The 13526-nt window shown below is 70.6% G+C and carries 11 protein-coding genes; 6 read left to right on the top strand and 5 right to left on the bottom strand.

Translation table 11 applies throughout. The annotated features are described in order from the left end of the window. Positions 1-414: 414 nt before the first annotated feature. Both ACIBBB_RS06770 and ACIBBB_RS06765 read left to right on the top strand, forming a co-directional pair. Complete coding sequence (locus ACIBBB_RS06770) at positions 415-675, top strand: UBP-type zinc finger domain-containing protein (RefSeq protein ID WP_398979455.1); 261 nt, start codon at positions 415-417, stop codon at positions 673-675. After that, entirely contained in the window at positions 675-2456 is a 1782-nt protein-coding gene (locus ACIBBB_RS06765) for an FAD-dependent oxidoreductase (protein WP_398979453.1), read from the top strand. Before ACIBBB_RS06770 ends, ACIBBB_RS06765 begins: the two co-directional genes overlap by 1 nt. Positions 2457-2715: 259 nt before the next feature. On the opposite strand, the gene ACIBBB_RS06760 is transcribed toward ACIBBB_RS06765, so the two are convergent. From ACIBBB_RS06760 to ACIBBB_RS06740, 5 genes are read right to left on the bottom strand one after another with little or no spacing between them, the layout of a single operon-like run. Continuing rightward, positions 2716-3651 (bottom strand): ROK family protein, encoded by a 936-nt coding sequence (locus tag ACIBBB_RS06760; protein ID WP_398979451.1) that lies wholly within the window; start codon positions 3649-3651, stop codon positions 2716-2718. Continuing rightward, positions 3648-5357: a dipeptide ABC transporter ATP-binding protein gene (locus tag ACIBBB_RS06755; protein ID WP_398979450.1), complete on the bottom strand. Its 1710-nt coding sequence runs from the start codon at positions 5355-5357 to the stop codon at positions 3648-3650. Before ACIBBB_RS06755 ends, ACIBBB_RS06760 begins: the two co-directional genes overlap by 4 nt. Further along, positions 5354-6253, bottom strand: coding sequence for an ABC transporter permease (locus ACIBBB_RS06750; protein WP_398979448.1), 900 nt, complete (start codon positions 6251-6253; stop codon positions 5354-5356). Before ACIBBB_RS06750 ends, ACIBBB_RS06755 begins: the two co-directional genes overlap by 4 nt. Further along, positions 6250-7209 carry an ABC transporter permease gene (locus ACIBBB_RS06745; RefSeq protein ID WP_398979446.1) on the bottom strand — a complete coding sequence of 320 codons (960 nt, stop codon included), beginning with the start codon at positions 7207-7209 and terminating at the stop codon, positions 6250-6252. The genes ACIBBB_RS06750 and ACIBBB_RS06745 overlap by 4 nt, the downstream gene beginning before the upstream one ends. Positions 7210-7259: 50 nt before the next feature. Continuing rightward, positions 7260-9077, bottom strand: coding sequence for a peptide ABC transporter substrate-binding protein (locus tag ACIBBB_RS06740; RefSeq protein ID WP_398979444.1), 1818 nt, complete (start codon positions 9075-9077; stop codon positions 7260-7262). A gap of 307 nt (positions 9078-9384) precedes the next feature. Here ACIBBB_RS06740 and ACIBBB_RS06735 point away from each other — a divergent pair, with 307 nt between their 5' ends. The 4 genes from ACIBBB_RS06735 to ACIBBB_RS06720 are packed head-to-tail and all read left to right on the top strand — an operon-like array spanning position 9385 to position 13500. After that, positions 9385-10617, top strand: coding sequence for an ROK family protein (locus ACIBBB_RS06735; RefSeq protein WP_398979442.1), 1233 nt, complete (start codon positions 9385-9387; stop codon positions 10615-10617). Between the two features lie 30 nt (positions 10618-10647). Further along, entirely contained in the window at positions 10648-12171 is a 1524-nt protein-coding gene (locus ACIBBB_RS06730) for a M81 family metallopeptidase (protein WP_398979440.1), read from the top strand. Then, positions 12168-12941 carry a copper homeostasis protein CutC gene (locus ACIBBB_RS06725; protein ID WP_398979438.1) on the top strand — a complete coding sequence of 258 codons (774 nt, stop codon included), beginning with the start codon at positions 12168-12170 and terminating at the stop codon, positions 12939-12941. Before ACIBBB_RS06730 ends, ACIBBB_RS06725 begins: the two co-directional genes overlap by 4 nt. Positions 12942-12954: 13 nt before the next feature. Then, positions 12955-13500 carry a transposase gene (locus ACIBBB_RS06720; protein ID WP_398979436.1) on the top strand — a complete coding sequence of 182 codons (546 nt, stop codon included), beginning with the start codon at positions 12955-12957 and terminating at the stop codon, positions 13498-13500. Positions 13501-13526 lie beyond the last annotated feature (26 nt).

Here is a 13526-nt window from a genome sequence, read left to right as displayed (position 1 = left end):
TCGAGCGAGTCGTGGGATCCGCGCCTGGGCGAGCCCTTAGGCAAGGCCATCCGACTCGTCTCGATTTGAGCCCTGTCCTCGTGGGCCGACCGACTGCGTCGATTTCTGACCTGCCGGGTGCAGGCGGAGCGGGCTGCTCTCTTGTCAGGCTGGGCTGGGCAGGTATCGCCGGGCGCCGGGCGCCGGTGGCCGTGGCAGAAAGGACTGGCTGATGAACGAGCAGGCCCGCCGGACTGTGCCTCGTACACGAGCTACCACCGGAACGCGACGGCGATCACCTTTCCGATCAGGGATCGACAAAGGACAGACCATCGTCGTCCTGCAGTCGGGTGCCGCGCCTGTTCCCCGCCCCGGGGCGGCGGCTGGAGCAGTCGATCGCGGGCCGCGCACTGCCCAGGGAAAGGATGATCGGCCATGATCGTACGAACCAACCCCCACCCCGACCTTGTGCGCCCCGCTACTTCGCGTGCCCTGGGGCGCGAGGAATGCCTGGCCACGCATTCCCCCTGGGTCCACCTCAGGCTCTGCCCGACCTGCGGACACGACGACTGCTGCGATTCCTCGCCGAACCGGCACTCCCACCGTCACGTCGCCGCCGACGGCCATCCGATCGTGGTGTCGCTGGAGCCTGGCGAGGACTGGCGGTGGTGCTTCGTCCATGAGGCGTTCGTGTGATGCCCGGCGACGAGACGCGGCCGGGCGCAGCGCCTGTGCCGGACGAGGCCCAGGAGAGCGTCACCCTCGAAACCCCCGACATCTACGGCGCCTATCCCCGCCTGTCGGACGAACAGATGGCCCGCCTGGCGCAGCATGGCCGGCGGCGCGCGGTTGACGCCGGTGACGTGCTGATCCGGGAGGGGGAGCGGTGCGAGATGTTCTACGTCGTCCTCAGTGGTTCGGTCGCCATCGTGGAGGGCTACGGCATGCCCGGCGAACGCTTGCTGCGTGTGCACGGCCCTGGCCGCTTCATCGGCGAACTCGGCCTCCTGAAGGGACAGATGGCCTTCTACTCCGCCGTGGTCAGGGACCCCGGCGAGATTCTTGCCGTGTCCATGGATCAGCTGCGAGACCTGGTGACCCGGGACTCCCCCCTTGGTGATCTGGTGCTGCGCGCCTGCCTGGGCCGCCGCGCTCTGCTCGTCGGGCAGGGTGTCGGTTTCCGCATCATCGGCTCGCGCTACTCACCCGACACCCGGCGGCTGCGCGAGTTCGCCGCCCGCAACCGGTTGCCGCACCGCTGGGTCGATCTGGAGACGGACGAGGAGACCGAGGCGCTGCTGCGCCGCTTCGCGGTTGGTCCGGAGCAGACGCCGCTGGTGATCTGGCGGGACACGATCCTGCTGCGCAATCCGAGCAACGCCGAACTGGCCCGGTTCGTCGGCCTGCCGCCCCTGGAGTCGGGCAACGGCCGCGGCGATCTCCTCGTCGTCGGCTCCGGTCCGGCCGGTCTCGCCGCCGCGGTGAACGCCGCCTCGGAGGGCCTCGGCACGACCGTGGTCGAGGCGCTGGCCACTGGCGGCCAGGCTGGGACGTCCTCCCGCATCGACAACTGCTTCGGCTTCCCCTCCGGCATCTCCGGCGCCGAACTCACTGAGCGCGCTGTGCTCCAGGCGGACAAGTTCGGCGCTCGGATCAGCGTCCCCGCGGAGGCGACCCGGCTCGAACAACGGGACGGACACTACGCCGTTGGGTTCGCCGACGGCAGCGAGATCACCGCCCGTAGCGTCGTCCTGGCCACCGGCGCCCGCTACCGCCGCCTCCATGTGCCCGGCATCGAGCCGTTCGAGGACGCGAGCGTCCACTACTCGGCGACCGTCTACGAGGCCCGGCAGTGCCGTACCGAGCCGGTGGCGGTGGTTGGCGGCGGCAACTCCGCGGGCCAGGCCGTGCTCTTCCTGGCCGGGTACTCACCCCAGGTGTACCTGCTCGTCCGTGGGCCGACCCTTGAGGCGCACATGTCCCGCTACCTGATCGATCAGATCGAGCGCCACCCGCGTGTGCGTGTGCTGCTGCGCACCGAGATGACCGAGGCACTCGGCGACAAGGCACTGGAGGCGGTCACCGTGGTCGACTCCCGTACGGGCGAGCACCGCAACCTCGCGGTGCGGGCCCTGTTCGTCTTCACCGGCGCCGACCCCCACACCGAGTGGGTCTCCGGCGCTCTCGCCCTGGACGAGCGCGGCTACGTGCTCACCGGAGCGGAGGCGCAGGCCTGCTCCGTTCCCGAACTGTGGCAGAGCCAAGGTCGCGACTGCCTGACGTTGGAGACCAGCCTGCCTGGCGTCTTCGCCGCCGGCGACGTCCGCAGCGGCTCGGTGAAACGCGTCGCCCCCGCGGTCGGCGAAGGCGCGATGAGCATCCACTTCGTGCACCGCTACCTGGACCACACGGCCGCGCCCGGCGGCACCGACAGCTCCCCGCGCACCCGTCCGAAGGAGTCCGCTTGGCTCGCATGACACCCAGCGGGCGACGAGATCACGACAAGGAGGCGATGGGAATGACCACGCCCGTCCGGCGCCACCACGGTGGCGCAATGCAGGACAGGCCCCTTGGCTGGGCACGCAACCCGCTGAGGGAGTTCGTCGAAGCGGGCATCGACCCCTCCGTTCGCCGGATGCTCCCCCCAGGAGCGGTGGCGAAGGCCTGCTCCGGTTCTACGACACACGTGGGTTCGTAGCACCGGAGCGCGCTCGTGGCGCCTGCGACCGGGCTTCCTCAGACCCCGACGTTCGCCGTCAGCTCCCGCCGGGCGCGGGCCGCGGCGCCGACCGGGACCGCGTCCGTGGCCAGGGCCGCCCTGACCAGCCGGACCGGGTGGCCGCTGACCGGCGGGTCGGCGGCCAGCGATGCCATGATGAGGGGTTCCAGCAGGGGCCAGGCGCGGCTGACACCGCCGCCGACCACCACCGTGGTGATGTCCACGACGCCCGCCGTCATGACTATCGCCCGGGCGATCCCGGCACCGGCGGCCCGGTACACCGCGAGGGCGTCCTGGTCACCGTGGCCGGCGGCCTCGGCGACCTCGCGGGCGGTCAGCCGGCGGCCGGTGCGCTCCACGTAACGAGCGCCGATGGAACGGCCGGAGGCCAGGGTCTCCAGATGGCCCCGGCCGCCGCACGAGCAGAGCAGATCGCCGAAGCCGGGGATGTGCCCGATCTCGCCGGCCGCGCCGTGCGGCCCGGTGAACAGGGCGCCGCCGGTCCACAGCGCGCCGCCGACCCCGGTGCCCAGGGTCATCCCGAGGACGTCCGACTCGCCGCGTACGGCGCCGCCGGACACCTCCCCGTAGAGGAAGGCGTTGACGTCGTTGTCCAGGAAGGCCGGGACGCCCAGCGCCTCCTCGACGGCGTCCGTCACCGCGAAGTCGGCCCAGCCGGTGAAGGAGTCGCTGGCCACCAGGATGCGGCCGGTGGCGGAGTCCACCACGCCGGCCGCGCCGACCCCGCTGCCGGCGAGGCGGCCGGGGGTGCGCTTCAGCAGCGGGGCCAGCGCGCCCATGGCCGCGTCGATCATGGCCTGGCCGCCGTCGGTCGCCGGGGTCGCCACCTCGGCGCGGTCCAGCACGGTCAAGTCCTCGGCGCAGAGCACCACTTGGGTGGTGGTGCCGCCGATGTCCACGCCGGCGAAGAGCGTACGGTCGTGGGAACTCACGCCTGGACCTCCGTCCGTCCGGCCGCGAGGGCGGCCAGGCGTTCGGCTCTGCGGCCGCGTTGGATCACCGGGTCGGGCACCGGCACGGCGGCCAGCAACCGGCGGGTGTAGTCGGTCTCCGGGTGCAGCAGGGTCGCGCCGGTGGCGCCCTGTTCCTCGATCTTGCCGGCCCGCATCACCACGACGCGCTGGGCGAAGTGCTGTACGACGGCGAGGTCGTGGGAGACGAAGAGACAGGCGAAGCCCAGCTCGTCCTGGAGTTCGGAGATCACTTCGAGCACCGCCTCCTGCACGCTCACGTCGAGCGCGCTGGTGGGCTCGTCGGCGACCAGCAGCCGGGGCTCCAGGACCAGGGCGCGGGCCAGGCTGACCCGTTGGCGCTGACCGCCGGACAGCTCCCGGGGGGCACGCCGGGCGAGATCACGCGACAGCCGGACCCGTTCGAGGACGGCGGCGACCTTGGCCTGGCGGTCCTTGGCGGAGAGCCCGCGGCTGTGCACCCTGAGCGGCTCGGCGACGCACTCGCCCACCGTCATACGGGCGTCCAGCGAGGCCACCGGGTCCTGGAGTACCACGCCGATACCGGCCCGCAGTGCCCGCCGGCCCCGGGCCCGGGTGCGGGCCAGGTCGGTGCCGAACAGCGAGGCGGTGCCGGAGTCCGGCCGGATCAGACCGAGCGCGACCCGGGAGGCGGTGGATTTGCCGGAGCCCGACTCGCCCACCAGGCCCAGGGTTTCCCCGGCGTGGACGGTGAGCGACACCTCGTCCAGAGCCCGTACGGCGCCCTTGCCACGGCCGAACACCACCGAGACATCGCGGAGTTCTACGACCGGCTCGGTGTCCGGGCGGGTGGCGGCCGGCGACGGTGCCGGCGGGCCCGCCTCGGCGACCGACAGCCGGGGCACCGCGGCCAGCAGCCGCTTGGTGTAGTCGTGGGACGGGCGGAGCAGTACGTCCTCGACGGGACCGGTCTCCACGATCTCGCCGTCGTACATCACGGCGACCCGGTCGGCGAAGTCCGCGACCACGCCCATGTTGTGGGTGACCAGCAGGACGCCGGTGCCGGTCTCGACGGCGAGGCGGCGCAGCAGGTCGAGGATCTCGGCCTGCACCGTGACGTCCAGCGCGGTGGTCGGCTCGTCGGCGATCAGCAGGGTGGGGTCATTCGCGATGGCCATGGCGATGACCACGCGCTGGCGCTGTCCGCCGGAGAGCTGGAAGGGGTAGGCGCCTGCCCGCTTCTCCGGTTCGGGGATGCCGACCTTGCGGAGGAGTCCGACGGCCTCGGCGGCGGCGTCCTTGGCGGACACCTCGCGGTGGTTGCGGATCACCTCGGCGATCTGCCTGCCGATCCGGGTCAGCGGATCCAGCGCGGTGGCCGGCTCCTGGAACACCATGGTGACGGTCCGGCCGCGCAGCGCGGCAAGGTCGGCCTCACGGGCACCGACCATCTGGTGGCCGGCGACGGTGGCACTGCCGGTGGCACGGGCGTTGCCGTCCAGCAGGCCCATCGCGGCCAGCGCGATGGTGGACTTGCCGGAACCCGACTCGCCGACGAGGGCGAGCGTCTCGCCGGGGCGGACGTGCAGGGAGATACCCCGTACGGCCGGCACGTCGCCGGTCTCGGTGGTGAAGACGACCCCGAGGTCGTCGAGTTCGAGTATCGGCCCGGCCTGCGGGGCGGCGGAGCCCTGGGCGGCGGTCATCCGCGTCCCCTCACGTCGAATGCGTCGCGGAGTCCGTCCCCGATCGCGTTGAACGCCCACACCACCAGGATGATGGCCAGGCCCGGCGGCAGGATGAGCCACCAGTAGCCGGAGTAGGCGGCGGTGAGACCGGCCGAGAGCATGCCGCCCCAGTCGGTGGCCGGCGGCTGGACGCCCAGGCCCAGGTAGGAGACGTACGCGACGAGCAGGATGGCGTCGGCGATCTGGAAGGTGGCCGCGACGATGATGGTCGAGACCGAGTTCGGCAGGATGTGCCGGGTGATCGCCCGGGTGTGCGTTCCGCCGATGGCCCGCAGGGTCAGGACGTAGTCGCGGTTCTTCAGGGTGAGCGTCTCGGCCCTGATCAGCCGGGACGGCATCAGCCAGGAGACGACGCCCAGGATGACGATCAGTCCGGTCGGGCCCGGGGTGGTGATGGCGGAGACCACCAGCAGGATGAAGAGCGCCGGGATGGCGATCCCCGCGTCCACGATCCGCATCATGACCGCGTCGATCCAGCCGCCCGCGTAGCCGGCGGCGGCGCCCCACAGGGTGCCGATCACGGTGGCCAGGATGCCCGCGGCGAGGCCGACGATCAGCGACACCTTGCCGCCGTACATCAGCCGGCCCAGCTCGTCGTGGCCGACCGCGTCGGTGCCGAGCCAGTGCGATCCGCTGGGGGCGAGGTTGACCTGTTCGAGCATCGTGTGGGTCTGGTCGGTGGAGTACACTAGCGGACCGACGAAGCAGAACAGGAAGAAGAAGACCACGACGCCGAGCCCGACCACGGCGAGCCGGTTGCGCAGGAAGCGCCGGACGGCGAGCCGGGAACCGGATGCCGCGGTGGCGGCGGTGGCCTTGCCGGGCATCTGGTCCGGCTGGATGAGGGCGCTCATGCCCGGCCTGCCTTCACTCGGGGGTCGATGAGCCGCTGGACGATGTCGGCGAGCAGCGTGCCGACCACGGTGGCGATGGCGATGACCAGCACACAGCCCAGCAGCACCGGGTAGTCGGAGGACTGCGCGGCGGTCCAGAAGAGCAGGCCCATGCCGGGGTAGTTGAAGAGCTGTTCGACCACCAGGGCGCCGCCGAACAGCACCGGCACGTAGTAGCCGAGCATGGCGATCACCGGCGTCAGCGAGTTGCGGAACACATGCCGCCACAGGATGGCGCGGGAGCGGGAGCCGCCGGCCCGCGCCGTCCTGACGTAGTCCTCGGAGAGGTTCTCCAGGGTGGCCGCCCGCATGTAGCGGCTGAAGACCGCGATCATGGAGGCGGCGCCGGCGACGACCGGCAGCACCAGCGCCTGCGGATCGGCGAACACCTGGGCGAGCGTGTCCCCCTGCGGGGCCTGGGACGGGAACCACGGCAGCACCTGGCTGAACACCAGCACCAGGATCAGCCCGAGGAAGTACACGGGCGTGGAGTAGGCGATGAAGCTCAGCGTGGTGATGACGTAGTCGACCGGCCTGTTGCGCCGGACGGCCTGCCACATGCCCAGCGGGACGGCCAGCAGGAGGCCGACGACCGCCGACAGGGCGGTGAGCACCAGGGTCTTGGGCAGCCGCTCGGTGATGAGCTGGGAGACCGGCTCATTGAGGGTGTACGAGGTTCCCAGGTCGCCGTGCAGCAGTTGGCCCAGGTAGTAGAGGTACTGCACGGGCAGTGGCTTGTCGAGGCCTTGCTCGTGGTTGAAGGACGCGATCTGCTGCGCTGTGGCCTGCGGGCCGAGGATCCCGCGAGCGGGACCCCCGGGCAGGGCGTGCAGCAGACAGAAGACCACGATCGTCACGATGACGATCACCGCGACGGCCTGGAGGGCCCGTCGAAACAGGTACGTGGAAGTGGTCATGTGCTTTCCGGTCGCTTCGGCTCAGTGGTACGCGTGGTCACAGGCCGGGCTCACTTGGTGGTCCACTTCCACATGGCCGGGTGGAAGTTGGCGAGCGAGTCCTGGGCGAAGCCGCCCAGGCCGTTCTTGACCACGGAGACCTGGTAGTCCGGCTCCGGCAGCCAGATGACCGGGAGGTCCTTGGACAGGGCCGCGCTGTACTTCTGGACCGCCTCGTCGGAGGAGGAGGTGGTGGTCTCGGTGATCAGCTTGTCCACCGCGGGGTTGGAGTAGTTGCCGAAGTTGGAGCCGCCGCCGGTGGCGAACAGCGCGTCACCGCTCGGGTAGGCGGGGAAGTACCAACTGCCGGCGGTGCCGAAGAACGACAACTGCCACTTGCAGCCGGCGTCGTCGGGCTCGCACTGGCCGGACTGCGCGAGGACCGAGTTGACCGGGGCGGTCTTGATGGTGAAGCCGATGCCGCTCTTGGCGAACGACGACTGCAGGGCACTCATCATGTTGTCGGTCACGGTCGAACCGGACTGCGAGAGCACCTGCATCTGGAACTTCGTGCCCTTGTCCACGCCGGCGCCGCACTGGTTGTCGCCGGTGCCCGGCGTGGTGCACACCATGGTGCCGTTCTGCTCGGTCCAGCCGTGGTCGCTCAGAAGCTGTTTCGCCTTGGTGGTGGAGAACGGGTACGGGTTGTTCTTCTGCTCCGGCGAGACGAAGGACGAGCTCTGGCCCTGCGGGATGGGGCCGTAGGTGGGGACCGCGGTGCCGTTGAAGACGACCTTGGAGAGGGTGGCCTGGTCCACCGACATCTGGATCGCCTGGCGGGCGTAGAGCTGTTTGAAGACCGGGCCCATGGTGGGGTTGTTGAAGTTGTAGGGCATGTACGTGATGGCCCAGCCGGACCACGGCTTCACCGTGTAGCCCTTGGCGGCGAAGGACGACTTCTGGCTGAGGTTGGTGGCGTTGATGTAGCCGTAGTCGACCGTGCCCGCCCGGAGCGCGTTCTCCTCGGCGTCCGTGGTGGTGAAAGGCAGCAGGTTCACGTTCTTGATGTTGGCCTTGCCGCCGCCGTCGTACTTGGCGTTGGCGGTCAGCACGACCTTGCCGGCCGTGGAGAACGACTTGATGGTGTACGGGCCGCTGACCGTCTTCCAGAGCGGGTCGGTCGCGTAGCCGGAGATCTTCTTGGCGGAGTTGTTCAGGTACGTCCAGACCTTCTTGGCGCCCGCGGGGGTGCGGTCGAGGTCCGAGACGGTGCCCGAGTCGCTGGTCTTGTCCCAGGCGTGCTGAGGCATCACGCGGATCATGCTGAGCTGGTTGGCCAGCATCCACTGCTGGTTGTACGCCTGGTCGAACGTGATGGTGAAGTGCGTGGGGTCGACGACCTTCAGCGAGGTCCAGTTGTCCGGCGCCTTGCCCGGGCTGTAGCTGGCCCATTCGGCCTTGTTGGCCTTGACGAGGTTGAACCAGAACTCCATGTCCCGGGAGGTGATCTGCTTGCCGTCGCTCCAGTGCCGGTCGCCGAGCGTGATGGTGACGCTCTTGCTGTCCTCGGCGAATTCGGCGGCGGTGGCCAGCGAGTTCTTCTTGTTCCAGCCGACGGTGCCGGTGGAGCCGTCATAGGCGATCAGCGGCTCCCAAAGGGACTGGGATATCGAGGAGTTGTTGGTGTTCAGGTGCGCGGCGGTGCCGACCGGGAGTATCCAGTTCGGCGTGAAGTTCGCCGGCAGCGCGTAGTTGATGGTGTCCGACGAGCCGGAGCCGGACGACGAGGTACCGCCGCCGGAACAGCCTGTCAGCAGAGCGCCCGCGGTGGCAGCGGCGCCCGCGACGAGGGTCCAGCGGCGCCTGTTCGCCGTGTGACCAGGGAACATGATTCTCCTCAGAGTGAAAGGGCCCGCATGCGTCCCAGAGACCGGGGCGGGTGCCGCAGGACCGGCACTGCGTTCACGACAGCTAACGCCGGACCCACCTGAGAAACAAAGCAAGAATTAGTAACAAGTAAGTTACTGCGAATTCGAAGAAAGTCTCCGCGCCTCAATCGACCCCCTTGTGTGGGTGCATTTGGATTGATTTGAGGGAGTTCAGGGATTGCTCGCTTTCTTCGCTGGACTCTTCCCTTGCGCGAAGGGCGGGCATACTGTCGTCGCCACACACACCGTTGCGGAAGTTACTTCTTACATGACTGGAATAAGTGCTTGGGGCGGCAAGGCCGCCAAAGGCACCTCAGCCCTCGCCGCGCGGGTCCTGGAACTCGTCGCCTCGGGCCAGGCCTCGTCGCGCGCCGAACTCGCCGGACTGCTCGGCGTCTCCGCCTCCACCATCTCGCTCAGCGTGGCCCAACTGGTGGAGCGCGGGCTGATCGCCGAGGAGGGCACCCAGTCCTCCACCGGCGGGCGCCCTCGTAAAGTGCTGAGACTGGGCAGCAACGACGAGTTCGCCGTCGCCGCCGACCTCGGCGGCCGGCACGCCCGGATCGGTGTTGTGCTGCCCGGCGGCCGTCTGACCGATGTCTCGACCGTCCCCTTCCTGATCGCCGACGGTCCCGAGGCGGCCCTGTCGCGGCTCGCCGAGACCCTGGAGGCGCTGGCCGAGCAGCGCGGACGGGACCAGCTGCGCGGGGTCGGGCTCTCACTGCCCGGACCGGTGGACATCGTGTCGGGCTCCGCCGTCATGCCGTCCCGGATGCCGGGCTGGAACCGATTCCCCGTCACCGCCTGGCTGGAGGAACGCTTCGGCGTCCCGGCCGCCGTGGACAACGACGCCAACTGCATGGCGGTCGGCGAGCACACCGTACGGCCCGCCGAGTTCCGGAAGACGATCATGGTGAAGATCGGCTCCGCGATCGGCGCCGGCATCATGGTCGACGGGCATCTCTACCGCGGTGCCACCGGCGCGGCCGGTGACATCACCCACATCCGGATCGGCGGCGGCGCTGACATCCCCTGCTCCTGCGGCAACACCGGCTGCCTGGAAACCGTGGCGTCCGGCGCTGCCCTGGTCCGCATTCTGCGCGAGCGCGGGGCCGACGTCAGCCGCCCCGAGGACGTGGTGCGGCTGGCCGTCGACGCCGACCCGGAGGCCACGCGCGCGGTCCGCAGGGCCGGCGAATACCTCGGCCAAGTGCTCGCGGCCAACGTCAACTTCTTCAACCCGCACGCCGTCTACCTCGGCGGTATCCTCTCCACCCTGGAACCGTTCGTCGCCGCCGTGCGCAGCCAGCTCTACGAGAGCTGCCACCCGCTGGTCACCGAACACCTCACCATCGAGCGGGCCAGCCTGGGCGCGGACGCCGGACTGGTCGGCGCCGGACAGTTCGCCATGCAACGCGCCATGGCCCACGCCCTGCGCGCGGTCGGCGGCACCGAACCGGCCACCGACCGGTTCCGCGCCCCCGCGCCCCGCCACGCCTGACGCCCCACTCCCTACGAGCTACGAGGAGCCATGCCGCAATCCCGCACCGCCGCGGCCCGCCCGGTCATCGCCATCGCCGGACTCGGCATCGAGTCGTCCACCTTCTCTCCCGCTCGCACCCGGGCCCCCGCCTTCCACCCCTCGCGCGGTGCCGAGGTGCTGGACCGCTACCCCTTCCTGGCCCCCGGCGAGGAACTGCGCGAGGCAGCCGACTGGCACGGCGCCCTGGTCGGCAAGTCGCTGCCGGGCGGCACCGTCACCGCCGCCGCCTGGGCCGAGCTGACCGACGAACTGATCGAGCGGCTCGCCGCGCTGCCCCGGCCGGACGGCCTCTGGTACGACATTCACGGCGCCATGACCGTGGAGGGCATCGACGACGCCGAGGCGGTGCTGCTGGAACGTATCCGCGCCACCGTGGGCCCCGACGTGCTCATTTCCACCTCGATGGACCTGCACGGCAATGTCTCCCGCGAACTCGTCCACGGCAGCGACCTGATCACCTGCTACCGGATGGCCCCGCACGAGGACCACATGGAGACCAAGGAGCGGGCCGTCCGCAACCTGGTGGACCTGCTGGTCTCCGGCACGCCCCGCCCGGTCAAGGCATGGGTGCCGGTGCCGGTGCTGCTGGCCGGCGAGCAGACCTCCACCCGGATCGAGCCGGCCAGGAGCGTGTACGCGGCCGTGGCCGAGACCGAGGCCGTCGACGGCGTGATCGACGCCGCGATATGGGTCGGCTACGCCTGGGCCGACGAACCGCGCAACCGCGCCGTGGTCGTGGTCACCGGCACCGACCGGGCCGCCGTGTCGGCCGGTGCCGAACGCCTGGCCCAGGGCTTTTGGAAGGCCCGCGACGACTTCGACTTCGTCGCCCCCACCGGCACCTTCGACGGCATTCTGGACGAGGCCCTGGCCGGTGACAGGCGCCCGTACTTCATCAGCGACACCGGGGACAACCCGACCGCCGGCGGCGCCGGTGACGTGACCTGGGGCCTGACCCGGCTGCTGGCCCGCCCGGAGTTCCGGAAGGACGACGGCCCGACCGTCATCTACGCCTCGGTGCCAGGACCGGCCGCCGTCGAGACCGCCGTCGCCGCCGGTGCCGGCGCCACCGTCACGGTCACCGCCGGTGCCGAGGTGGACGACCGGCACGCGGGCCCGGTCACCCTGACCGGTGTGGTGCACGCCGTCAGGCACGGCGACCGTGACGCCGAGACCGAGGTCGTCATCCGTGTCGGCAGCGTCTACGCGATCCTCACCAAGCTCCGCAAGCCCTACCACCACGAGCACGACTTCACCGACCTGGACCTCGACCCGCGCGGCGCCGACATCGTGATCGTGAAGATCGGCTACCTGGAGCCCGAGCTCTTCGACATGTCGGTCGGCTGGAAAATGGCGCTCACCCCCGGCGGTGTGGACCAGGACCTGGTACGCCTGGGCCACCACCGCATCCGCCGCCCGATGTTCCCCTTCGACCGTGAGATGACCGACCCGGACCTGTCGGCACGCCTCATCCCCGCCTCCGACCAGCCCCTCAGCGGGGACGACGAATGACCGCACGACCCGCCCTGGAGATCGCCGTCACCTCACCTGCCGGCGCCCGCGCCGCCCGGGAGAACGGCGCCGACCGGGTCGAGCTCTGCGCCGCCCTGGAGCTGGGCGGCCTGACCCCGTCGGCTGCCCTGGTGGAGGCGGTCGCCCGGGAGGGACTGCCGGTGCAGGTGCTGGTCAGGTGCCGGCCCGGCGACTTCGTCCATGACGCGGAGGAAATTGTGCTGATGGCGGCCGAGGTGCGGTCCGTCATCGCCTCCGGCGCCTGTGGCGTGGTGATCGGCGCGCTGACCCCCGACGGCGCCCTGGACACCGTGGCGGTCGCCCGGCTCGCCGAAGCGGCCCGCGCCTCGGGCCGCCCGGTGGACATCACACTGCACCGCGCCATCGACCAGTCCGCGGACCCGGTGGCCACCGCCGCACTGCTGTCCTCGCTCGGCCTCACCCGGGTCCTCACCTCGGGTGGCGCCCCCACCGCTGCCGAGGGGCTGGAGACGATCGCCGCGATGGCCGCCGCCGCAGCCGGGGTACAGGTGATGGCCGGCGGCGGGGTTCGCCCCGCCGACATCCCGGCCCTGACCTCCGCCGGAGCCTCCGCCGTCCACCTGTCCGCCAAGACCAGGGCGCTGCCCCCGCGGGGAGGCCGCTGGGTACCCCTCGGCACCGGGGGCACGTCGGCCGAGCAGGACACCCACTTCGTCACTGATCCCGAAGTGGTGGCCGAGGCACGGCGGGCAGTGGAGAGGGTGGGCCGGGGCCCTGCGGCAGGGTAGGCAGTCTTGGACCGTGTTCTGGGCACCTGGGCGGATGGGCATTTGGAACATCGCCCCGCCGTCGGTGCGCCAGACCCACGCTGCCCACCGCCTCACGGACGAGCTGCACGGCGTAGTCGCCCCGGACGCCTCACACGCGCTCAACTGCTGGACCCTGAGCGACCGCGACAAAGACATCGAGATCCTTGCGCTACGGCACCAACTGCTGGTCCTGCAACGCCATGTCGGCGAACCCGCCTTCACCGACACCGACCGCGCGATCCTCGCCGCCCGAATCCACCAGCAGCGCCAACAGACGCTCCGCGCCTGCGTGGACGCTGCCCTGCGACTGCCCACGCAGCTCGCCATGGACCTGCTGGCCTGGATGCCGATGCCCGCTCTGACCGGCAAGACCTGCCGCTGGGAACCGAAGAAGCTTCGCCTCCGCCTGTTCTCAGCCGCCGCACAACTCATGACCACCGGCCGCCGCCGCTACCTTCGCCTCGCGGCGCACTGGCCCTGGACTGACGTGATCAACGCAGCAGCCGACCGACTCCACACCCTGCCAAACCCAGGCTGACCGGCAGCTTCCCGCCCCTACGAGCC

The organism is Streptomyces sp. NPDC051217, from assembly GCF_044455465.1.
In the GTDB taxonomy this organism is placed as follows: domain Bacteria; phylum Actinomycetota; class Actinomycetes; order Streptomycetales; family Streptomycetaceae; genus Streptomyces.
The sequence above is the reverse complement of the archived record's forward strand: the minus strand, read 5'-3'. Positions and strand labels throughout refer to the sequence as shown.